The following is a 21,212-nucleotide window of genomic DNA, read 5'->3' on the forward strand; positions in this document are numbered from 1 at the left end:
GGCCAGTTGCCGCAGTCAACCCCTTAGCACATGGACCAATTTGCCCGGGTCCAGCAAGGGCGCCCCCTCCGGGCCCTTCACATGGTCGGCGATCCAGATCGGCCTGTGTGTCTGCCGGGCGGGGTACCACTGGCTGCGCCAGTGCCCGCGGACGACCCATTGGTGCCGGTACACCACGCCCGCGCCGTCCTTGACCGGCTCACGGCTCGGAGCCCCGTGCCGCAAGTGGGTGTACCGCACCGTCGTTGCCAGGTCAGGGGCGACCCGGTGTAGGCGCTTCGCCGCTGCCCTGGACGGCTCCACCGACAGCTCTGAGGTGAGCGGCTGGCCCATCAGCAGCCAGGTCACCACCAAGGCCCGCTCGGCCTGCTCCAGGTCGCTCTGCAGCCGCAGCTTCTCCTGACGCCCGGCCGGCGAGCCGTTGTCCAGCAGTTCGGGGCGAAGCCACCCCGGTACCTTGCGGAACGGCAAGTGCGAGGTGACCTGGAAAACCAGCGGCATGGGGAAGCGGGTGCGGAGCCGACGTACCTGGGCGTCGTTCAGCGCGGCCATGCCCGAACCCGCCGCCGCCATGCCCTCCAGCCAGTCCTCGCGCTTGGCCCAGAACCGGATCTCCACGCCCCGCTCCCTCACGGCCCAACTCGCTGCAGTGATGGGAGCTCCGGTGTGCTCACCCCCGTACGAGGGTGCCGTCACCGGCATCTCCCACACCAGCAGTCCCCGCGGCGCCGGCACATCTTCTGGGTGGAGTTGGTAGGTCGGCAGCGTCAGCCCCGACGCCACTGCCAGCTCCGCCGTGCTCGAGCCGACGAAGAAGAGCGTCGCCTCGCGCAGAACACCAGACCATTCACGCGCTGCGTGGCTCTCCTTGAACGCCCATTCGGGATCCGGAAGATCCGACCAGACCGCCGGGCCCCCGGAATCCGACGAGTCCACCAGCCACGCCACCAGATCAGCGCGGATCTCGGGCAAGTCCCCAGCGGTGATGGTCTGAACAGGCACGGTCTACTCCAAGGGCCGCGTTTCCTTCCGGTTGACCCTAACGCCGGTCACCGACAGGTGCCCTCCATCCGAATCTGCTGCCAGCACATCGGCCAGTGGGTCCGAACGGGCGTCCCATGGACGGTCAGTGGACGTTGACGAATTATGGGGCGCCAGTCCCACTCCTCGTGGGAGACGCCCTGATCGTTGACACGGTCACGGCCGCTCCCCGCCAGTTGCACGCGTGTTACCGCCTGCCCAGACTCGACTGGGCAGGGCGTGTCAGCGGCGCAGGACGTTGACTTTCTCGGTGCCGAGGATAGGGGCGTCCGCGCAGCCGGCCGGGGTGACCAGGTAGGGGCCTACCCATCGGCGGGACTTGCCCTCAGGGTGGTTCTTGTCGGGGTAGGTGCGTCGGTGCGGTTTGACGAACCAGCGGTGCCGGTAGACCCGGCCGGCGGTGTCCTCGCTGCCGAAGTCGTCCCCGATCGCGGGCCGGGCGGACTGGCGCAACGTGATGTACCGCACCGTTGCGTCCAGGTGTTCGGCGCCTGCTCGGCGCAGGCGCTTGCGGGCGGCCGGGTCGGGCTGGACGTCCTCGGCCTGCCACAGGTTGCGACGCTCGTCGGCCGGCTGGCGGATCAGCAGCAGGGTGCCGAGCAGGGTCCTCAGCACGCGCAGTTGGTCCTCGGTGATGGCGCTGATCCCCGTGTCGCCCAGGCCGTACCGGTCCTGGGCCGAGTTGCCGTTCCGGTCCAGTGTCCACGCGTGCTGGATCTGGTCCCAGTCGGACTCGACGCCCAACGGGATGACGGCTCCGAAAGCGACGGCCAGGTCGCCCGCGAGGGTGCTGGTGACCTGGTGGGCCCAGGTCGGATCGACCTGCCGACCCGCTTCCTCCAACGCCCGCCGGTACGGGCCAGCGTCGTCCAGGACCAGAACCCGCAAGGACGTCGCAACCTGGGACCACGCCACTGCCCGGGGCCGACCGAGGGTGGCGGTGTGCGCGCTGGGGTCCTCGGACCACAACAGGAGGCCGATCGGATCCGGCAAGTCGTCCGCGTCGAAGGCGCAGACCGGCAGGCCCTCGCCCACGGTGCGGGCCAGCCAGGTCATGTCGTCGTTGACGAAGTACAGCTCCGCGCTGCGGACAGTCGACTGCACCAGGCGGGGGTCGGTGAACCCGTGCATCAGAACAGGTCCCGCGCCACGATCGGCGCGCAGCACATTCTCGTCCGCCCAGCGGACCAGGTCCTGACGCATCTCAGGAACGTCGCAGGCGCGTAGATGGGTTGTGGCCACGATTCAACCTATCGACTCGCCAATGAGCTCGGCGCCGCCATCACACCATCGACCACATCTGGCCGAATGCGTTCGAATCTGATCAGTCGACGAATATCCCGCGGAGGCCGTCCGCTGTGGCTGCCGGGCAACTACCCGGTGGCGCCGGGGGCCTGACCACTGCCCGGTGGGCCTGGGGACGCCTGCAACCCGGCCAGGGTGAGGGGCGGCCCGGTCAGGGGCCCACCGGCGCGGGGGCGCGGGGCCTTCTAGCCGGTGAAGGGGAGCGGCGGCTTTCCCTGCCGGTTCTGGCGGATGAGGCCTTCAAGGAACTGCTCCTTGCCGATGCCGTGGGGAGTGGCCTCGCGCTCCGGAGTGGTCTTGACGGTCCCGGACTCCAGCAGTTCCCAGCACTCATCTCGGACGATGACGAGGGGTTTCTCCATGGGTTTCCCTTCGGGAGAACGAGCTGCCCTGGTGCGACTGAGGCATCAGCGTAGCCGGGGCGTATGAAGGATGGCGCGCATCGGGAGGAGCAGGCGGAGGCCCGGCGGGAGAGGAGGCGTCCGCCCGCCGGTCCTGTTCGCCTTACTCCTGGTCAGCTGGCGGCGGGGCATCGGCTTGCAGGAGCCAGGCCATGGCGTTGTCAATGGTCTGGCTCGGGTGCGCGAAGTTCGCACCGTGCTGGAAGTGGCAGTCGGCCAGCGCCGGCCAGCCGCCGGTCGCGGCCGCGGTCCGGGAGAAGATCCCTGCGAGGGTGTCGGCGACTTCGACGTAGTGCTCGTTGCCGGACACCCAGCTGTCGATCACCGCCATCAGCTCGGTGACGGTGTTCTCGTCGATGCGCTTCGGTTTGTCGGCGAGATCGACTCCGGGCCCCCAGAGCAAGGCCCGCATAGCCAGGCTCTCCCAGGATTCCCCGTTGCCCGCGTACAGGCGGTCGCTCTGTACCCGGCCGGAGCGCTCGTTCTCCTCGTAGGCGTGGCGTCGGGCGAGGCGGTAGAGGGCGACCAGCAGGCTGGCCAGTGCCTTGGGGCCGGCGCCGGTGAGGGCAGCCTGCACCCGGTCGCGGTCGGCTGCGGGGGCGGGGACGACGGACCGAAGTGGTCCACGGGCGGCCTGCAGCTCCTTGTGCGTCATCTCCTCCAGTTGGCGCACCGTGGCGTGGTCGGCGCGGTAGCGGTCCGCCTCGATGAGGTACCAGCCGGTGTCCTTGTCGTCGACGACCCTGAAGGGGTGGCCGGCGCCGGCCGGCGCCTCGGCCGACGCGGCGTGCGGGCCGGCGAGCAGGTCCCGGTGCGGGTAGGGCGTGACGGCGTCGGGGGCTTTGGCACCGGTCATCTGGGCGGCGGTCTCTTGGGGGAGTGCCTCGACCTGCACGGACCGCTCGGTCACCTCGGGGTAGCGCTCGATCAGCGCGGTGATGATGGCGGTCGCCGCGTGGCGCAGGAACGCGGCGACCGCGTCCGTGGAGGTCCACTCCCGGCGGGCGGACACCCGGACCAGCAGCATCGCCGGCCGGTGTCCGGGCAGCGGCGCCATGCCGCTCTCCCTGGTGGGCATCGGACCATACGCCTCGGCCCGGGCCCGGTACCAGCCGCCGTCGCCTACCAGGTAGTCACAAGCATCGGCCAGCACCTGGGCGGCCTCCAGCCCCTCGCGCCCGACCGGCAGCATGGTGGCGACGATCAGCGGGACGGTCAGGATCTCGTACTCGGGGCCGGCCTTCGGATCAGCGGCGACACCCGGTGGGGGCTGGCGGCGGCCAGCCTGTTCAGCGGCGTGCTGCTGGTCGACGACCTGGCCGGTCTGGTCGAAGCGCTGGCGCTGGCCGGCGGAGGCATCCTCGGCGCGCCGAGCGCGGACAGCCCGGTTGCGGGCTCGGTTCTTCGTCATCTGTAGACCTCGGCGACGTGCCCCACGCCCACATCGCGAAGTAGAACAGCGACGATGGGGTGCACGCGATTCCGAGAACCTTGCCCAGACGAGGGGGTCCGGGCGTGGGGCTACGACCACCCGGGAGCGGCGTACGTGCACGCCGCAGGGCGCCACTGTACTGCGCCAGTCCAGCCCGACGCAGGCGAATCCGGCAGTTCACCAGCGTCGGGCCAGCTCGCCTGCTTCCGCGAGGCGACTTTCAGAAAGGGATCCGGCAAGGTGGCGCTGCTGGCCACCGCGGTGCACCTGACGACCCGGGCAGTGGACGACGCCCTGGACGTGCTGGTGGCCACCGGCTGCTGGCAAGGGCGGAGCGGGAGATAAGGAGAAGTTGAACGAACCACCCGTGCAGACCAATTGGACATGCGAGACTGATCACGTACGTAGAGAGCGGCCCGCCCGCCCCCTTGTTCCCCGCGCACGTGGGGTTGTCCCGCAAACCATCGGCTCGCGCACCGTCCGCGCCGCCCTGCTCCCCGCCCGACGCGGGGCTGGCCCCGCCCTGTGCTGGGCTTCTTCCGCGTACCCGGCCGTCGGGCGCGCGAGCCGGGGCAAGGAGTGAGGGAACACCGTGACGCACCCGCTGGACCAGAGCATCCGCCAGGTCAGGATGAGCCTCGCCGCCAAGGCACTGTTGGACCGCGTCAAGGCCCAAGGGGGCGCGGCGTACTCCATCAACTACCCCGTCATCTACGGCAACCGCTCCACCGGCGTCGAGGCGCAGCGCGCCTGGCGCGCTGCCGACGAGCTGCGCAAGCTGGGCCTGGTGACGTTGACCGGCTCCCGGCAGTCCTGGGCCGCCGAACTGCTCCCCGGCCTCAAGCCCTCAATCGAAGTCCGGGTGCCCGCCGCGCCGCTGCCGCGCCCGGCCGACGTCCCGGCTGACGTCGTGCAGCGCACGGTGACGCCGGCCAACCCGTATGCCCCGACCTACCACAACGGCACCCACAACGCCGTCACGGTGCGGGACCGGGGCCGGATCGCCGGCATCGTCTTCGAGTACCTGACGGACGGCTCGTTCGGCTGGCAGGACGCCGACCTGGCCACCTGCGCGGACCGGTATCCGTCGGCGCTGGACGCCGCCGCCGACCTCCTCGCTTCCCATCGGCAGTCCGTGCACGACACCGAGCCCGGCCGGCTCGCCGCCGAGCTGGTGCACCCCGGAACACACGAGTTCACGCCTGTGCACGATGAGGGCACCCTGCTGGGCTGGACGTTCCGGTCGGCCGAATACCCGCGCCCGCACCACTGGGTGACCGCCCGCGGTGCGGTCGGCCTGCGCAAGTTCGACGGCGCCCCGGCCGCCGCCGCCGACCTACGCACCCGGCATGCCGAACCGCTCGCCGACGACGGCCAGGCCATCCAGCTGTACCGCAACTCCCGGACCGGGTCGACGTCGGCGGCGCACAACGCGGTGCGGGTCTACGAGGACGGCGGGAACGGGGAACTCCTCGGGTGGACCGTGGACGTAGTTATCACCGACCGGCGCGACGGGCGGAACAGCCGCGTCGCGTACGCCTGGGTATCGGCGACCCGCCGCGTCCACGGCGCGGGGAGCTTCACCGTCGTCCCGCTGTTCAAATCCCGGGAGGAGGCAGCTGCCGCGCTCGCCCTGGACCGCTCCCTTGACTGGGCCGTCGTGCCCGCCAGTGGGTCCTGAACAAACCGCTGTCGCGTGGCAGTTGGGCTGCGAACACCCAGACCGTCTTCGCCAGAATCGTCTCGCCGAGCCAGCTGCCGCCCTGCTCCATCCGGGAGTTCACGCACTGCCCTTCGCCTCCAAGCGGCCCGCCGCTGCGGGCGAAGACCACTGCCGTGGCACTGCCCGTCACAGTGCCCCAGCCCGCCGCCGCCCGTGCGCGTGGCTGAGCAGGTACAGCGCCGCCTGCAGGATGAGCGCGACGTGGTGCCTGGGCGGGGTGCCGGTCAAGCCATGGAGAATCGTGTTGCGAAGGTTCATCCCGCGGTCGGAATCGACCAGGAGAAGTTCTAGCGCCCTGCTCCAGTCCGTCGGGTAGCCGGCCGTCGGCATGCTCTGCAGGAGTCCTCCCAGCAGATCGACCCCACCGGGGCTCTGCCCACGGGCCACGGAGACGACGGGGACCTGGGAGCGCAGGAGCTGCCGGAGGATCTGTTCGACTTGGGGCAGCGCGACGCACGCCGCAGCGTCGAATTCCTCCAGCCAGTAGTAGCAGAAGGCATGGGCGAGGGTTCTCGCGCGAGGCTCTGGCAGCACCGTCTCGTGCGCCAGAGCGGCGGTCATCTCGAACTCGTCGGGCCGGAAGCGCTCGTGGATGCGGTTGAGCTGAACTGCAGTCAGGATTCCGAACAGTTCCAGGCCGTGGACCTGCATCTGCACAGCGAGGTCGTCGTCGGCGTCGACGGGCGGGCGGACGAAGACCGGTCCGGCCGGGTTGACGCGCGAGCGCGGGATTCGCAGCAGGCCCTCGAGCGCGCCGTCTGCCTCGGCCTCGGCTTGCGCGCGCATCGCGGGGTGGATGTCCGGCACGGTGAGCCAGAGCGCGGTCCGCAGCTCCGGGGCGGCGTCGACCAGGGCCTGCTGCCCAGCGATCAACGCGCGCGGGATGGTGCCCTCGGTGCGGATGTATGTCCACTCCGGCGTCGTCTGCTGCAGGGCCATCTCGGCACGTTCCCGCAGGTCGGGCAGGCCCCGCTTCTGTGCCTCGGTCGCTGCCTCCGTCAGGAAGTACAGCTGGCGGTGCCCGGCATCGGCAGCTTCGGCGGCGTCGAGGAGGGTGTGAACCACAGCGACGTCGATCTCCGCGTGGCGGCTCTGGGGCACGTCCTTCCTTAGCACGTCGAGGAAGCCGATCCGGGCATCGGCGTCGCGGGCGAAGAGGTCGGCCGCCCGCTCGGCAAGGTCCGCGACATCGCGCTCCAGGGTCTGCAACGTTTCCAGGACAACCAGCAGGGTCCGCCCCTCGTCTCCGGCACCGGCTAGGAGGCGCTCGGCGAGCGCGAGGGCATCCTTGATCGCGAGTTCACGAAGGTCGTGCTGCTTGAATTTGAGGGACAGCTCTCCGGCCCTCTTCAGGCACCGGGCGGCGCGCGGGAGCCCGTGGCAATCCTGGGCGGCCAGCAGCAGTTGCGCCGCGTCGAGGTATCCGGAGGCTGCGCCGCGGATGTGGTCGGGCGTACGGCCGTGGCCGGCGTCGAGCAGCAGATGGTGAAGGTGGCCACGGAGAAGAGGATCATCCACGTGCTCTGCGTACGAGCTCCAGATCTCCAACTGGGCTGGCGCGGGCGGAGCCGGCGACATCGCCCGTGCCTTCTTCCGGGCCTTCGTCGCCTCAGAGGGCCGACGGTACAAGGCCGCGACCAGCGCGTCCCGCTGTGCGATGGCCGTGGTCGAGCTGACGTCCGTGGCCGCGAGGGTCAGGGCGGTGGCCGCGTTGGAGGCGGCGCCCTTCGCGGCCGTCGTGAGCGCGGTCAGCACGCTCGGCTCGATCTGGGACACGGGGCCTCGCTTTCGTCACCAGCAGTATCGGAGCAGCCGGGGTTCGCGCGCACCGATTTTCGTGCGTCTGGCGGCCCAGTGGCCCGAGTGCCTCCACACCGGCCCGCATGCCTCGGGCACCTCGGCGGTCGTGGTCATTCGTCCTCGGTGCCGCCCTGCGGCCGGCGCCGAGCTCCGGCGGCCCGCACCCGCTGTGAGTGGTCGTACAGCGGTGCTCCCTCGGGGCCGCGGGTGTAGCCCTTCACCTCGCGGTGCTGGCAGCCGGGGCCGTGCTCGGCCCGGTTGGGGCAGCGGGTGTACTTCTGTACCGGAACGCGCACCTCGAGTGGGCCGCGCGGCACCACCTCGCGGTCCGGTCGGCGCTGCACCGGGCCGGGCAGCGGGGCGTCCTCGTGGATCACCGACACCCGGCGGGGCCCGGTGATGCCGGCCCGCCGGTCCGCTCGCTGCCGGGCTGCGCTCTCCTCAACGTGCTCGACGCGTTGGGAGAGCTCGCCGACGGTCAGTTCGCGGGGCAGGTCACGTAGCAGGCGCAGCGCGGCCAGCACCGGCCGGGCGTAGTGCCATGGTGTGGCGTCCCCTTCCAGTCGGTCCCTGGCCGGCAGTTCCCAGCCGTCCGGGAGGACGAGCTCGGCCAGCGGCAGCAGCGGGCCGATGTTGCCGCGTGGGCGTCGGTCCGGCCGGGCGGACAGCGAGTAGAAAGTGAGCCACCAGCCGCCGTCCCACGTGCCGCCGTCCCGTGCGGCAGCGCGCAGCAGTTCGGTCTGAGCGGTGTCCCGCCCGTACTGGTCCCAGGACAGCCACCTGGATTCCCAGTCCCGGTCGCCGGGGGTCCAGCGCGACCACGAGGCGGCGACCAGCTTGCCGCCGTCGCCGGTCACCGCGTACGCCTCGGCGAACAGCGCGAAGCCGTCTTGGTTCTGCGGGGCGTCCTCCTCGCCGCCGGGCGGGACGGGGAAGCCGTGGTCGATGCAGACGTGGCCGAGGTCGGCCAGCGCGTACTCGCGGGCGGTGGCGGTCAGGTCTGGTCCGATCCAGCGCAGTTCGGCGGCCGACAGCCGGGCGGCCTCCTCGGCGACCATGACCTGGGCGGCCTGCTGGCGTTCGGTGAGTGACTCCCAGGTCGGCTCGACCCCGACCATGCGCTGCTTCAGCTTGGCCGTCTCGATCAGTGCCCGGGCGGTGTCGGTGCGGTAGAAGCGCAGCGTCTTGCGCTGCCAGTCCGGCAGCCGGATCGGGGACGGTGCGGCATAGGCATACTGGTTCACGCGGTCAGCACTCCTAGCGTCCGGGCGTAGCTGCGGCCGCGCGCGGACCAAGCCATGGCGTGCAGCACTCTCCGGGTGTCGTGCTCGTTCAGGCCGGGCAGCTGGTGCGCCAGAACTGCCGGGCAGCCGTTGAAGTCGAGCGCCCCGGCGATCCGGAGGACCATCAGCTGCGAGGTGGTGGTGCCCGCGCGCAGCGGGTCCGGGTCGTCGGCGTCCGGCATCTCGTCCAGCACCGCCCAGACCTCCGGCCAGTCCACGTATGCCATGGCGTGGTCGTCCCCGATCCACTTCACGAAGTCGCCGGCTTCCAGGCGCGGCAGCCACATCCCGCCGTCGCCGGTCAGCAGCCACACCGCGGCCTCCTGCGACCACGCTCCTCGCGCCCTGGCCGCCAGCGCGGCCCCCAGGTCCACCGGCAGCTGTCCCGGGTCTCTCACCTCGATCACCGTCCAGCACTCCTTCCCGGCTTGGTCCGGCCGCCATTGTCCCGGCGTGCACTGACAGTCACAGAGCGTTTCTGCCCGTCTCGTCCCGCGGCACCCGGCAGGACACCGGTCGACTGTCGACGGGGGACGGAACAGGTTCCCGGCGGGGCGACGAGGTCCAAGGAGCGTCCTTTCGGTTCGGTGTCAACGCGGCCTGCGCGTCAGCTTGGTGAGGTGGGCGGGCGGTGCGGTCGCCATTCCCACGTAGGGGCTCGCGGCCCGGAGATAATCGGGCGTACCGCGGCCCACCCACCTCGTCCGCCCTCGGCCGAGGGCGGGGGTCTCCACCGTGGTGCGGTGGACACCGCCGTCCTCGGACGGGCGGGTGCCGGTCAGCGGGAGCGTGGCTCGCCCAGTACGTGCCGGCGGATCGTCTGGGCGCTGACCCCGAGCGCCCGGCCGACTTCGGCGATGGTGCTGCCCGGGGCCAGGAGGAGTTCTCGGGCGTGGGCGATCTCGGCATCGCCGAGTGGGGGCTTGCGGCCCAGGGCGGGGGCCTCGCCGGGGATGTAGCCGAAGGCGGCGGCGTCGTTGTAGGGGGTCTGGGTGGTCATGCAGTGGTAGAGGCACAGGACGAGCCGTCGGCCGAGTTTGCGCAGGGCGGTCGCGTGGGCGTCTCCGGCCTCGCGTCGCTTGCGGTAGTAGGCGGACGCGCCCGGGGAGTGCATGGCCCAGGAGAACGCGGCGAGGTGCAGAGTGCTGCGCAGCAGGGTGGAGGAGGCGCGGCGCAGCGATACCCGGGCGGTGGTTCCGGAGGCCCAGGTGACCGGCGCGACGCCCGCGTAGGCGGCCAGGGCGCGGCCGCTGCCGAAGCGCTCGTACGGCCGGTCACCGATCTCGGAGATGATCTGCGCGCCGAGGATCGTGCCGATGCCGGGGATGCCGGCGGTGATGTGGTGGTGCTGCTGGCGGGCGTAGTGGTCGGCGGTCTGCGCTTCGAGGCGGGCCGCCCGGTCGGCCGCGGCGGCCAGGGTGGCGGTCAGGTCCGTGATCCGCACGGCTTCGGCTTCCTCGACCAGGGGGTGGAGCAGCATGGCGGGCCGGCGGAAGTGGAGTTGCAGGCGTTCGGTCTCACGGTCGGTGCCGGGGGTGCGGCCCGCGCCGCGCAGCAGGTCGGCCAGCTGGGCGCGGGTGAGCCGGCTGGCTGCCCGGGGGCTGGGCGCCGCGAGGAGGACGGCGAGGGCCTGGGGGCTGCCCAGGCCGCCACGGGTCGCGGGCCAGGCGGTGATCGCGTTCGGCCAGGCCCGGGAGAGGGTGGCGCGCAGTGCGTGAGCGGCCGCCATCCGGTCGCGGACGGCCGCCCGGTAGGCATGGGTCATCACTCGGAGCGCCTGCGACTGCGGGGTGCTGTCGACAACGGGGCGGGCGACGCCTTGGCGGGCCAGGTCGGCGATCATCCGCGCGTCGGCGCGGTCGTTCTTGGGGATGCCCAGGGCGGTGCGGTGCCGGGCCGCCCTGGTCGGGTCGACGTGGACGACCTTCATGTCCGCGGCGGAGAGGGCCCGTGCGAAGGGCAGGCCGGTCTCCTCGATCCCGGTGACGGTGGATCTCCAGCGGCGGGCGAGCGGCTGGAGAAGCGCCAGGTAGGTGGCGACAGGATCGGGGGTGGTGGCGTAGACGATGCGCTGCTCGACTAGTGGCCGGCCGGCCTTGTCGAGTACGGCGATGTCGAGCCAGCGGTCTGCCCAGTCGATGCCCGCGAACAGCACGGTCGAACATTCCTTCCCTTGGTGGTATTAAAAAATACCACCACGATCGGCACGGTCTGCGCGCCGGAGCACGGGAGAATGGGGCAGGTCAGTTGAGTCCGAAGATCACAGCGGGGTGCGAGTCGATGCCATGGGCAGTGGTCCCCCGGGCGCACCTCGCGCCCGGCGGCGTCTGGCCGGAGGGGCCGCTCGCTCCCGACGCGCCTCCGGGCGCCCGCCTTGGGCAGGCCGTGGCACTGGCTCTCGCAGCGGCCATGGAGCACCGCAAACTGGGCGCCCGCGCGCTCGCGCAGCAGGCCGGGCAGGGCATGACGCACCCCACGATCCTGGCCATCCTGGACGGCGACCGCCTGCCGGCCGCCCACACCCTGCTGCTACTGGAGATGGTGCTGAAGACCTCGCTGTACCCGGCGGACCTGCACTCCGAGCTGACGGAGGGACAGCACCCCGCCCCCTGACCGCGCCCGGGGGCTGCAGTGAGGGCGCCGGTGCCCACGGCCGGCGGACTGGGGGCGCAGCACGGATCGCCGCCCCATCGGCTCGCGGCGCTGCGCCTACACCAGGATGTACGCCCTGACGGCGTCGCCGCCCATCGTCCACCGGCAGCGCCCGCCCGCTGCTCCGGACCGTGCCCGGTGGCGCCGGTCGGACCGCCGCTCCTCCCGTCGGTGACCGACGGCCGGGTGGGCGCTCCTCGCTCAGTGGGCGCGGTGCGCCGTCCGGCGATGCCGCCAAGCGCCCGGCTGCCGGTCGGTGACCGGCCGCCGGGCGCTCCGGTGCCGGACCGATCGGGCGGGGCCGTTCGCCGGTGCCGGCGGTTCCTTGGCGGCATGCCCGCGGCGGCACACCGAGCGCCTTCAACAGCGCCGCCTCCGACCGGAAGGTGGACGGCACGGGCCGATGCTCCGCCGCGTCCGGCTCTCCGAGGGCCGGGTCAGCGGCCGGCCAGCCGGTCGCGCAGCGCGCGGGCGGTTGAGTCGGTGCGCTCGCCGAGGTAGGCGATCACCGCGTCGTACTCGCCGCGGGTCAGCGCGGCCGGCGCAGGGGGTGTCCAGGCGGTCGAGCGCGGCGGACGGCCGGTCGTCGCCGGGGCCGATCCTGCCCGCCTGGATGGTGAGGTGAAGGGTGGCACCGGCGCCGATGGCGTTGTGGCCATCCACGTCCTGCTCCCTGCGGGTTGACGGAGTGTGTGAGATCGGCCTTAGCGGTTCTGGATCTTCGGCAGAACGTGCCGAGTGTCCTTCGCCCCCTCCCGCCCGACAGGAGGTCAGGTGGATTGGACCTCGCACCCTTTCTTGCTTAATTCTATGAGTAGGCACAATGTGATGGCAGCTCGGCGACCCTCGCCCCAGGCAGAGAGACCCCGAATCCCAACCCACCCCGCCGGCCCAGGGCGCGCCCCTGGAGACCCCAGCGCTCCCGAACGGATGATCAGTGGACCTCCCGACCCCCGCGGACACCCCGTCTACAGCCTCAACCCGCCCGCCTGGCAGGCGGTGTGGCCGGACCGGGAGGGCCGGTTCCCCGGCGAGGCGGCGTGCACACTCTCGGACGGGGCACAGTTCCCCCTCTAGTTGCTTAACTCTACGATTTCGCTTATGGTCAGGATATCGGTCGCGGCGCAGCGCGCCGCTCATCACCACGTCGATCTCCTCGCCATGAAGGGGCACAGCGATGCGAATTTCGGAACTTCTCACCCGGCTTGAGGAGCAGCACCAGCGTGTAGGCGACGTCGCGGTCGACTCGGTCCTGTCCGGCAAGTGGGAGGGCGCCGAAGGACCTGTCGTCGGTGTGAAGACCGACCGGGGCCACCGCGGAACCGGCCCCGTCAGGGTGCTGCTCGAAGGGCGCAACGAGGACCAGGACGCCCCGCAGCCGCCCTCCGAGCCCACGCTGACGGTCCGCGACCTCATCGCCCGGCTCACCGACGCGCGGACGAGCGCCGGAGATGTCGACGTCAAGCTCCTGATCACCGGGGAAGACCCCGACGGCGGCGAACTCGGTCCGATCACCGAGGTCAGCGCGATGCGTTGGGCCAGCACCACCCTCGACGGAGCCACGACGGCCTCGACCACCATCACCGTCTCGGGGCCGATCGAGCGGTGACCGGCACGCGACGGACCTCCACCGCCCCGGGCCCGCCCCCGGTCCCATGTCACCTACGGGAGTAGCCATGTCCTTGCCCCAGCCCAGCGTCGACGGAACGAGGCGTCGTCCGTTCCTGCCCCAGGAGCTCGACGAGCCGTGCGAGGGCTGCTTCGCCCCGGCCGGCTCGTACTGCCACCCGGGATGCGACTGCGGCTACACCGCTGAAGACGCCCGGGCCGACGCCGCTCGCGGGTGATCAGCCCCGCCCGGCCCGGCCATGCACCGGTCCCCGGCGCTACGCCGCCCGCGCTACCACCACCCCAACCCGCACGGAGGCCCAGTGCGCATGCTGCTCCCCGCCACCCGCCCGGGACACCGGGGCGGGTGTGTCCGGGCCCGCCAAGGATGCACCTGCTTCTACTACGCCTTCGCCCGGGGACGGGCGAAGGCGGCAGAGCGACGGATCGCCCGCCGGATCGAATCGCGCCGCTGGCGGCGGGACGAAGCCGCGCCGGACGCCTGACCACTGCGCAGCCCAGCCAGCCCCGCCCCGGGGCTCCCCTGCCTGTGCCGGGGCTGCCCCGGCACGCACCGAGATCGGACTTCTGATGACGCACGACCCGATGCCCGCAAGCCCCCTCCACCAGTCCCCCGTCACGGGCGGCGCCGCACTGCGTGACGCGGCCGCCGAGATGGCACGCCGCCTGGAACTGACCGCCGACGATCCGAGGGTGACCAAGTCCTCCGTCCTGAACTTCCTCAACCGCCGCGCCGATGACCTGGACAAGGGCCTTCCCTCGGGGTGGGCGACGGTTGACCTGGGCGTCCTCGATGCGGTGCTGCTCGAGTCCCTGGGACCTCACGGACGCGACGAGATCTTCGGCGCCTGGGTCAGGGCAGCCGAACATCCGACTCGGACGCCGGTCGCCGGGCCGCCCGTCGGCCGCCGGATCGACGTGGTGGTGGACCGCGCCCCCGACGACGGCACCGAGGTGCACGTCTACGTGGACGGCACCCCCGCTCGGGCCGTCGTGCACACGATCGACCCGGGCCGCAGCGGGGCCGACCACGGGTGGTGGAGCTCGGTGACGGCGCTCGGGCCCGAGGTGCCGCAGGCGGTACGCGACAAGGTCACCGAGTACGCGGACGGCTACCACGACCCCGAGAAGTGCGGGCAGTCGTGCGGCTGAGGTTGTGCTGGTCCGCCGGGTGCGGGGCGCCCGGCGGACCGGTCCCGATGTTCCCTTCGTTCCTACCGGCCGCGCCGGGCCCTGCCCGGCCGTGCCGTCCTTGTTGGAGAGGTGCCCGTTGAGCAGTGCCACGCACGCGGAGTTGTCGTCGCGGATCTGGGCGGTGAGCGAGCTCCTGCGCGGAGACTTCAAGCAGTCGGAGTACGGCCGGGTGATCCTGCCCTTCCTGGTGCTGCGGCACCTGGAATGTGTCCTGGAGCCGACCAAGGAAGCCGTCCTGGCCGCGGCGGCCGAGGGCACGCCGGACGGCGAGTTGCGGGCGATCACGAGGGCCGGCTTCTACAACACCAGTCCGCTCGCGCTGCACACCATCGCGGACGCTGGCTCGGACTGCGCCGAGCAGCTGCTCGCGTACTGCCGCGAGTTCTCGCCGGAGGCGCGCGAGGCGCTGGAACAGTACGCCTTCGGCCGGCAGGTGGAACGGCTGGCCGCGGCGGGGCTGCTGCACCATGTCGCAGGGCGTTTCGCCGAGCTGGATCTGCGGCCGGCCGAGGAGACCGCCGGGCTCGCGGCGCCGCCGGACGCGGACGGGGAGCAGCGTGGAGGCGTGTCGAACCACCAGATGGGCTACCTCTTCGAGGAGTTGATCCGGCGGTGGGCCGAGCAGTCCCACGAGACGGCCGGGGAGCACTTCACCCCGCCGGAGGTCGTCCGGCTGATGGTGAACCTTCTCGCTCCGGCCGACGGGCAGGCGCCGGGCACGCCGGGAGAGCCCCGGACGGTCCTGGACCCGGCGTGCGGCACCGGCGGCATGCTCAGCGCCGCGCAGGAACAGCTGCGGCGTCTTGACCCCGACAGCCCGGTGGAGGTGTTCGGGCAGGAGCTGAACCCCGAGTCCTGGGCGATCTGCCGGCCCGACATGATGGTCAGGGGCCAGGCCCCCGAGGCCATCGTCCTCGGCAACTCGCTGACGCAGGACGGCCATGCGGGCGCGGTGTTCGACTACTTGTTGGCCAACCCGCCGTTCGGCGTCGACTGGCGCAAGGCCAAGAACGCCGTCGAGCGCGAGCATCAGGAGCTGGGCAAGCGCGGCCGGTTCGGCGCCGGCCTTCCCCGGGTCAACGACGGCGCGCTGCTCTTCCTCCAGCACATGATCGCGAAGATGAAGCCGGTCGACGCATCGGGCAACGGCGGCAGCCGGATCGCGATCCTCTTCAACGGCTCGCCGCTGTTCTCGGGCCAGGCCGGATCCGGGGAGTCCCGCATCCGGCAGTGGATCCTGGAGAACGACCTGTTGGAGGGCATCGTCGCGCTGCCCGACCAGCTCTTCTACAACACCGGCATCTCCACCTACGTGTGGGTGCTGACCAACCGCAAGGCCGCGCACCGCAAGGGCGGTGTCGTCCTGCTGGACGCCCGGGACTACTGGCGCAAGATGCGCAGGGCGCTGGGCGACAAGCGCAAGGAACTCGGTGAGGAACACATCGCCGAGCTGACCCGCCTGTACTCCGAAGCGCCTCCGGTCCCGCTGGCTCACGCGCCCGACGGTGCCGGCGGTACGGCGGGCGGGAAGGTGAAGGTCTTCCGCAACGAGGACTTCGGCTACCGGCGGATCACGGTCGAACGCCCCCTCCGGCTCCGCTTCGAGGCCAGTGAGGCGTCCATCGCGCAGCTGGCGGCGGCGAAGCCGGTCCAGCGGGCGGCAGACGCGGTCGCGTTCACCGAGGCGCTGCGCCCGCTGACCGGCTCGGTGTGGGCGACGGAGGCGGATGCCCTCGACGCGCTCACCGCCGTGGTCGTCTCGGCCGGGCTGGCGTGTCCGTCGGGTGCCGCGTTCGCCAGGGCGCTGCGTGAGGCGTGGGGGGTGAGCGATCCGGAGGGCGAGGTGCAGGGCTCGGCGGACGGGCCGCTGCCGGACCCGGCGCTGCGGGACTTCGAGAACGTCCCGCTCGGCCAGGACCCGGAGGAATACGTGCGGCGGGAGGTGCTGCCGTTCGTCCCCGACGCCTGGATCGACCGCACCAAGACGAAGGTCGGCTACGAGATCCCCTTCACCCGCCACTTCTACGTCTACACGCCGCCCCGGCCGCTGGAGGAGATCGACGCCGACCTGAGGGCGGTCCAGGCCGAGATCCAGGCGCTCTGGGCCCGTGAACCCTGGGCCGCTCAAGACGCCCACCAGATTTCTTAACGATACGAATTCACATATGGAAAGAGCGGGGTGGTCCCACCGCCCCGCTCTCGGGCCCGGCCTCGGGCCCCTTCTTGGAGTACGACATGACTCTGTACGGCATCCCTCCCGCCGGTTTCCGGCGCTTCATGGTCCCCGAGAACGGGCACGAGCACGGCCGGTCCATCATCGACGCCGCCCACAGGTGGTGGCTGGAGAACCGTGGCGGCACGGGCGAGGTGGCCATCGCCGTCGGCACGCTGGCCGGGCTGGCCCTGTGCTCCCCCAGCCGGGCGGACGGGCCGGACTACGGCCCGGTGCTGATCCCCCTGAACGACGCGGAGCTGGCCGACGCCCTGCGGGCCAGCTGGAACAGCCTGTGGGCGTCCGACCCCGTCCTCGCCGACGCCGCCGGGCCGCTGCACGCCTGGCTCGCCGATCCGAGCGAGAGCGACATCCGCGGCCTGGCCGACTACGCGCGCATCCTCGTGCGGGCCGGACTGCTGGAGTACTGCGCCGACCTGGCCCGCTGCGAATCGGAAGACCTCCTCGGCCTCCTGGTCCAGCGGATGCGCGGCCATGGCCAGAAGCAGGCGCGCGGCGAGTTCTTCACCCCGTCGATCGCCTCTGATCCCGCCGGCGAGATCACGCTGGCCCAGCGTCTGGCGCCGGGCGCCGTCCTCCTCGAACCGTGCGCCGGCACCGGCACCATGGTCCGGGCGGCCGCGGCCGCATTGCGCTTCCAGGGCATCGACCCGGGCCTCTACCACTGGTGGCTGAACGACATCGACCCCGTCAACTCGGCTTGCTGTGCGATCAATTCACGGCTGTGGCGGTTGGGCGGCAACGTGACGGTCTCCTGCGGTGACGCCTTCGGCGACCCGCGCGACCTCGCAGAGCCCACGCACCGGCGCGCCGAGCGGGCGATCGCCGAGCACGAGCGGCGACCGCTGCTGTATCCCACCCCCGCCCGGTCGCCGTACTGGCCCCTGTGACGCACCCCGCGGCCGGGCCGGCGCTCGCCCCGAACCCGCAGGGCGGGACCCCTCGCCCGATCCGCACCCCACCAGACCCGAGGAGACTTCCCATGCCCAACCGACTCGCCGTGATCAAGGCCCTCCGGCAGGACGTGCTGGGGAACCACCGCTGGGACGAACGCACCCGCCGCTACGCCACCATGCCCGCCGAGGACGTCTGGGCGGTCGAGGACGCCATGGCGGCCATCCTGGAGCGGGTGGCGCGCGCCGTCGACTGGCCGCGCCTGATCCTGGAGGCCACCCAGCGCCACGCGGTGCTGCACCCCCAGACGCCCGCGACCTTCCGGGACTGGACGCCCGAGATCGGCCTGTGCCGGGAGTGCCTGGTCGAGGCACTGCTGAGCGACGAGACCGGGGCGACCAACTGGATCACGCACCCGATCACCCCGAAGGAGCACGACCAGACCGACTGGCCGACCCTCGTCGCCGCCCACCTGCCCCACCGCGCGGCGGCGTCCTGGCATCCATACCAGGCCGCGCCGGAGACGCGGAGCGACCGGCGGCAAGCCGACCCGGCGCAGGCAGGCGAGCCCCGCTGACGGCCACAGCGGTCAACCGACCGAGAAGAATTGCTTAATACTCTGAGTCTGTGTAATGTGTCTGCTATGGGAGGGCGCAGGCCCGCCCCGCTCCTGTAGCTCAGTGGAAGAGCGGCCGTAAAACGGAACGGCGTCATGACGAGACGGTTGCGGATGCACCGGGACCGGGCCCTGGCCAGCCAAAAGCCCCAGGGTTGGGGAACCTCGACGAGGGGCTGACACCCCCGAACCCCCGGCAGGGAAGCGCGTCTTCCAAGCTCGTCTACCCGGCGCGGGTTCGAGTCCCGCCAGGAGCACGACCACCCGGCTGTGTGCGCAGCGCGCCGTGGCCACAACAGCGACGGAGACGGAGAACAGCCATGCGTGCAGAGGTCAGCTTCGGCCTGGGCATCAGTGACGGCGAGGTCGACTACGAGGCGAGCTTCACCTGGGAGACCGGCGACCTGCCGCTGCCCCGTAGGGGCGACCGGGTCGCCCTCGGCGAACTGATGACGAGCGTCGAGTCGGTGACGTTCTCGTGCCTGGACACCGGATACATCGCCACCCGGGATCACGGCATCGACGACGTGGAGGTGCACCTGGAGCTCCGGCTCGGCAAGAAGGAGCGCAAGGCCGGGTACCGGTCGGCGGAGTTCTACACGATCCTGTCGCGGCTGCCCAGCGTCTCGGGGCTGCACGTGACCGGCGCCGACCAGTAGCCCGCCCGTGCCGGCGCCGTGCCGGCGCCGCGCTGGCGGCGCCGGCACGGACCTGCCCTCAAGGAACTGCTCTGATGAGCGAGCACCGCCCCTCCGATGCCGCCCTGGCCGGCCTCGCGCTCGACCCCCGCGCCCGCCACGTCCCGTCCTGGATGTACATCCAGGACTCCGGGCCCGGATTGGTCACCTTCGTCGGTGCCAGCCGCATCCCGGGCACCGGCGACGCCCACCCTCTGCGATACGGCAGCCGACGCAGCCACCAGCTGGTCGTCGGCGAGATCATCGTCCGCCCCCACTACGCCGTCGGCACCGACGCCGTCCGTGGCCAGGGACTCGGCGGACTCGTCACCCACCACCACGACTTCCGGGCCTTCCTGGAGTGCGGCGAGGTCCTCCTGGACCCGTACGGCCGCTTCCCCTTCCCCGGCGAACCCGCCAACTGAACCGTCGTCCGCGCCGACCGCGCGACGCCCACCCCGAGGAATCCGATGACCGCCACCGCCCTAACCACCCTCCCCGGTGATGCCGACTCCGCCACCGTCGCCGCAGCCCTTGCCGAGCTCGCCGCCGTCTCCGCGCAGCCCTTCGATCAGTGGGACCGCGTGCGCAGCGAGCGCGTCCAGGAGCTCACCGGCTGGCTCCAGTGCGCGGCGATGTGCCACAGCCACGGTCTGGACGGGGCCCCGGTCGCGTCCGGAGGGTCGTCCCGCGGCGTTGTCCACGGCCTGATCACGGCGCACGCCTCGCTGCTGGCCCGCCAGCGGGCCGAGATCGCCCCGTTCGTCGGGCCGGAGGGCGCGCTGCTGGGCAACGACTACGACACCCACGACGAGGCAGCCGACCGACACGTCGGGGAACTCGTCCAGATGCTCGGCACGGTCATGGCCGTCCTCGCGGGTGAGTTCGGCCGCCCCGCCGTCAGCGCTCCGGAGCCCGACCCGCGGGTCGGGATGGACACCGTCCTGGACGCGATGACCGACCCCGACCTGGAGGGCGGCGACATCGTCGAAACCATCAAGGAGCGCCTCCACGCCCTCGGGTTCGACCTCAGCGTCGCCGGAGAATCCGACGCCAACTGAGCCATCCACCCCATCCGCCATCCGCCGGGGCCGCAAGACCGCCGGCGCCCCCGCACCCCTGAGAGTGATCCCGATGACCGACCCCACCGACCTGTGGCAGGCCCACCGCGCGGCCGACAACCTGAGCAACACCCTCGCCTCGTCCTACGAGGAGGCCATGGCCACCGGCCTCCCCTCCGCCGACGGCCAGCAGCTGCTCACCCGGCAGCTCACCGAACAGCTCGCCACGCTGCGGAGGCGGCTCGCCGATCTGGGCGTAGCGACAGATCCGGCCGGATCACCACAGCCGTCCAGCTTCGCGGCTGCCGCAGGGGCGGCCGGGCTGTCGGCATTGGACGGCCGCCCGGCTCCGGCACCGTACGCCGACGCGGCGCTGGCCCCGGTCGTCGCCGACGGCGGGCTGGAGGGCCGGTTCCGCGACGGGTACACCGAGGAGGAGGTGAACGTCGTCTTCGCCGTCCTGGGCGCGGCCACCGGGCTGCGCCTGGTGTGTGTATGGGAGTACCGCGACAGCTTCGGCTGCGGCGGGAACTCCCAGTGGTTCGCCGAGGACCGGTTCGGCAGGCTCTGGGACCTGGCAGGGGACCTGTACGCCTGGCTCGCCGGCGAGCGGCCCCATCCCGGCCCGGCCGGCTCCTGGGTCGGCGGGACGATCGGGTACCCCGTCCACAAGCTCGCCTGGACCGACGGGAAGCACAACCACGCCGAACGGTCCCGGCCGTAGTGGGCCCCGGTCGGCCGGGCCGGCATCTGCCCGTCCGGCCGGCCGGAGCCACCCCGGCGGCCCCGGCTGCGCCGTCGAACACACCCATCCCGTTCCAGCTCCCCGCCTCGCCGATACCGGCGGAGCCCCTCGCTCTCGGAGGACCACATGACCACCTCGCACCGGCACGCCGACCACAGCAACCACTCCGAGCCCGGCACGCCGCCCCAGCCGGGCCAGGACGCGCAGGGCTCCGCGGCGCTGGTCCGCCTGGCCCGCGAGCTGAGACTGACGGAGACGGACGTCGACGAGCTCGTGTACGAGATGGTGCACCGCGGCGCGTCGGGCGCCTACAACAACGGGGCCCGTCCCGAGCTGAGTGACCTCGACGCCTTCGACGCCGTGCACGACGACGCCGACGAACAGGCGAGTGCGATCTGCAACGGCGGCCTGGAAGCCCAGGTGGCCGCACTGGTCGAAGGGTTCGGGGAGCAGGAGGTCGAGCGGATGCTGCGGGGCGAAGCCGCGGGTCACAACCATCCGAACCCAGTTTCTTAACTCTACGACT

The 21,212-nt window shown here is 71.8% G+C and carries 21 protein-coding genes; 12 read left to right on the top strand and 9 right to left on the bottom strand.

Features of this window, described 5'->3' with window-relative positions:
* Window positions 1-15: 15 nt before the first annotated feature.
* The 4 genes from ACFYNO_RS14420 to ACFYNO_RS14435 form a co-directional block, all read right to left on the bottom strand.
* Entirely contained in the window at window positions 16-1,002 is a 987-nt protein-coding gene (locus ACFYNO_RS14420; protein ID WP_388010884.1) for a hypothetical protein, read from the bottom strand.
* Between the two features lie 261 nt (window positions 1,003-1,263).
* Window positions 1,264-2,244, bottom strand: coding sequence for a hypothetical protein (locus ACFYNO_RS14425; RefSeq protein ID WP_388010887.1), 981 nt, complete (start codon window positions 2,242-2,244; stop codon window positions 1,264-1,266).
* A gap of 287 nt (window positions 2,245-2,531) precedes the next feature.
* On the bottom strand, window positions 2,532-2,708 hold the full coding sequence (locus tag ACFYNO_RS14430; protein WP_388010890.1) for a hypothetical protein: 177 nt from the start codon (window positions 2,706-2,708) through the stop codon (window positions 2,532-2,534).
* A gap of 142 nt (window positions 2,709-2,850) precedes the next feature.
* Window positions 2,851-4,158, bottom strand: coding sequence for a hypothetical protein (locus tag ACFYNO_RS14435; RefSeq protein WP_388010893.1), 1,308 nt, complete (start codon window positions 4,156-4,158; stop codon window positions 2,851-2,853).
* A gap of 613 nt (window positions 4,159-4,771) precedes the next feature.
* Here ACFYNO_RS14435 and ACFYNO_RS14440 point away from each other — a divergent pair.
* Window positions 4,772-5,860, top strand: coding sequence for a hypothetical protein (locus tag ACFYNO_RS14440; RefSeq protein ID WP_388010895.1), 1,089 nt, complete (start codon window positions 4,772-4,774; stop codon window positions 5,858-5,860).
* A 168-nt stretch (window positions 5,861-6,028) separates the two neighbouring features.
* Here the strand turns inward: ACFYNO_RS14440 and ACFYNO_RS14445 are convergent, their stop codons facing one another.
* The 4 genes from ACFYNO_RS14445 to ACFYNO_RS14460 form a co-directional block, all read right to left on the bottom strand.
* Entirely contained in the window at window positions 6,029-7,678 is a 1,650-nt protein-coding gene (locus tag ACFYNO_RS14445) for a hypothetical protein (RefSeq protein WP_388010897.1), read from the bottom strand.
* A gap of 134 nt (window positions 7,679-7,812) precedes the next feature.
* Window positions 7,813-8,946, bottom strand: coding sequence for a hypothetical protein (locus tag ACFYNO_RS14450; RefSeq protein ID WP_388010900.1), 1,134 nt, complete (start codon window positions 8,944-8,946; stop codon window positions 7,813-7,815).
* Window positions 8,943-9,392 carry a hypothetical protein gene (locus ACFYNO_RS14455; protein ID WP_388010903.1) on the bottom strand — a complete coding sequence of 150 codons (450 nt, stop codon included), beginning with the start codon at window positions 9,390-9,392 and terminating at the stop codon, window positions 8,943-8,945. Before ACFYNO_RS14455 ends, ACFYNO_RS14450 begins: the two co-directional genes overlap by 4 nt.
* Window positions 9,393-9,763: 371 nt before the next feature.
* Window positions 9,764-11,140: an IS110 family transposase gene (locus ACFYNO_RS14460; RefSeq protein ID WP_388010906.1), complete on the bottom strand. Its 1,377-nt coding sequence runs from the start codon at window positions 11,138-11,140 to the stop codon at window positions 9,764-9,766.
* Window positions 11,141-11,394: 254 nt separating this feature from the next.
* On the opposite strand from ACFYNO_RS14460, the gene ACFYNO_RS14465 reads away from it, so the two are divergent.
* Complete coding sequence (locus ACFYNO_RS14465) at window positions 11,395-11,598, top strand: hypothetical protein (RefSeq protein ID WP_388010909.1); 204 nt, start codon at window positions 11,395-11,397, stop codon at window positions 11,596-11,598.
* Window positions 11,599-12,074: 476 nt separating this feature from the next.
* Here the strand turns inward: ACFYNO_RS14465 and ACFYNO_RS14470 are convergent, their stop codons facing one another.
* Entirely contained in the window at window positions 12,075-12,296 is a 222-nt protein-coding gene (locus ACFYNO_RS14470; protein WP_388010912.1) for a hypothetical protein, read from the bottom strand.
* Window positions 12,297-12,814: 518 nt separating this feature from the next.
* Between ACFYNO_RS14470 and ACFYNO_RS14475 the strand changes: the two genes are divergently transcribed.
* The 10 genes from ACFYNO_RS14475 to ACFYNO_RS14520 all read left to right on the top strand — a co-directional run bounded on the left by ACFYNO_RS14475 (window position 12,815) and on the right by ACFYNO_RS14520 (window position 21,202).
* Window positions 12,815-13,246: a hypothetical protein gene (locus ACFYNO_RS14475; protein ID WP_388010915.1), complete on the top strand. Its 432-nt coding sequence runs from the start codon at window positions 12,815-12,817 to the stop codon at window positions 13,244-13,246.
* Window positions 13,247-13,851: 605 nt separating this feature from the next.
* Window positions 13,852-14,418, top strand: a complete 567-nt coding sequence (locus tag ACFYNO_RS14480; RefSeq protein WP_388010918.1) for a hypothetical protein — start codon at window positions 13,852-13,854, stop codon at window positions 14,416-14,418.
* A gap of 118 nt (window positions 14,419-14,536) precedes the next feature.
* The gene (locus tag ACFYNO_RS14485; RefSeq protein ID WP_388010921.1) at window positions 14,537-16,609 is read left to right on the top strand and encodes an N-6 DNA methylase; all 2,073 of its coding nucleotides are present in this window, start codon (window positions 14,537-14,539) and stop codon (window positions 16,607-16,609) included.
* An 86-nt stretch (window positions 16,610-16,695) separates the two neighbouring features.
* A complete protein-coding gene (locus ACFYNO_RS14490; protein ID WP_388010924.1) occupies window positions 16,696-17,583 on the top strand; it encodes a hypothetical protein in 888 nt (295 codons plus the stop codon).
* A 92-nt stretch (window positions 17,584-17,675) separates the two neighbouring features.
* A complete protein-coding gene (locus tag ACFYNO_RS14495; protein ID WP_388010927.1) occupies window positions 17,676-18,164 on the top strand; it encodes a hypothetical protein in 489 nt (162 codons plus the stop codon).
* A gap of 359 nt (window positions 18,165-18,523) precedes the next feature.
* Entirely contained in the window at window positions 18,524-18,862 is a 339-nt protein-coding gene (locus ACFYNO_RS14500) for a hypothetical protein (protein WP_388010930.1), read from the top strand.
* Between the two features lie 74 nt (window positions 18,863-18,936).
* Window positions 18,937-19,305 carry a hypothetical protein gene (locus ACFYNO_RS14505; RefSeq protein WP_388010933.1) on the top strand — a complete coding sequence of 123 codons (369 nt, stop codon included), beginning with the start codon at window positions 18,937-18,939 and terminating at the stop codon, window positions 19,303-19,305.
* 45 nt (window positions 19,306-19,350) lie between these two features.
* Window positions 19,351-19,941, top strand: coding sequence for a hypothetical protein (locus tag ACFYNO_RS14510; RefSeq protein ID WP_388010936.1), 591 nt, complete (start codon window positions 19,351-19,353; stop codon window positions 19,939-19,941).
* A gap of 73 nt (window positions 19,942-20,014) precedes the next feature.
* Window positions 20,015-20,665, top strand: a complete 651-nt coding sequence (locus ACFYNO_RS14515; RefSeq protein ID WP_388010939.1) for a hypothetical protein — start codon at window positions 20,015-20,017, stop codon at window positions 20,663-20,665.
* Window positions 20,666-20,812: 147 nt separating this feature from the next.
* The gene (locus tag ACFYNO_RS14520; protein WP_388010942.1) at window positions 20,813-21,202 is read left to right on the top strand and encodes a hypothetical protein; all 390 of its coding nucleotides are present in this window, start codon (window positions 20,813-20,815) and stop codon (window positions 21,200-21,202) included.
* The last annotated feature ends 10 nt before the right edge of the window (window positions 21,203-21,212 follow it).

This window comes from Kitasatospora sp. NPDC006697 (genome assembly GCF_042869935.1).
GTDB lineage: Bacteria > Actinomycetota > Actinomycetes > Streptomycetales > Streptomycetaceae > Kitasatospora.

Bases quoted from the DNA above. Each gene is read 5' to 3' on its own strand.
- ACFYNO_RS14520 (WP_388010942.1), top strand. From the start codon at position 20,813: ATGACCACCTCGCACCGGCACGCCGACCACAGCAACCACTCCGAGCCC.
- ACFYNO_RS14475 (WP_388010915.1), top strand. From the start codon at position 12,815: ATGCGAATTTCGGAACTTCTCACCCGGCTTGAGGAGCAGCACCAGCGT.
- ACFYNO_RS14505 (WP_388010933.1), top strand. From the start codon at position 18,937: ATGAGCGAGCACCGCCCCTCCGATGCCGCCCTGGCCGGCCTCGCGCTC.
- ACFYNO_RS14480 (WP_388010918.1), top strand. From the start codon at position 13,852: ATGCCCGCAAGCCCCCTCCACCAGTCCCCCGTCACGGGCGGCGCCGCA.
- ACFYNO_RS14515 (WP_388010939.1), top strand. From the start codon at position 20,015: ATGACCGACCCCACCGACCTGTGGCAGGCCCACCGCGCGGCCGACAAC.
- ACFYNO_RS14465 (WP_388010909.1), top strand. From the start codon at position 11,395: ATGGAGCACCGCAAACTGGGCGCCCGCGCGCTCGCGCAGCAGGCCGGG.
- ACFYNO_RS14500 (WP_388010930.1), top strand. From the start codon at position 18,524: ATGCGTGCAGAGGTCAGCTTCGGCCTGGGCATCAGTGACGGCGAGGTC.
- ACFYNO_RS14490 (WP_388010924.1), top strand. From the start codon at position 16,696: ATGACTCTGTACGGCATCCCTCCCGCCGGTTTCCGGCGCTTCATGGTC.
- ACFYNO_RS14435 (WP_388010893.1), bottom strand. From the start codon at position 4,158: ATGACGAAGAACCGAGCCCGCAACCGGGCTGTCCGCGCTCGGCGCGCC.
- ACFYNO_RS14425 (WP_388010887.1), bottom strand. From the start codon at position 2,244: ATGCGTCAGGACCTGGTCCGCTGGGCGGACGAGAATGTGCTGCGCGCC.
- ACFYNO_RS14495 (WP_388010927.1), top strand. From the start codon at position 17,676: ATGCCCAACCGACTCGCCGTGATCAAGGCCCTCCGGCAGGACGTGCTG.
- ACFYNO_RS14470 (WP_388010912.1), bottom strand. From the start codon at position 12,296: ATGGCCACAACGCCATCGGCGCCGGTGCCACCCTTCACCTCACCATCC.
- ACFYNO_RS14510 (WP_388010936.1), top strand. From the start codon at position 19,351: ATGACCGCCACCGCCCTAACCACCCTCCCCGGTGATGCCGACTCCGCC.
- ACFYNO_RS14430 (WP_388010890.1), bottom strand. From the start codon at position 2,708: ATGGAGAAACCCCTCGTCATCGTCCGAGATGAGTGCTGGGAACTGCTG.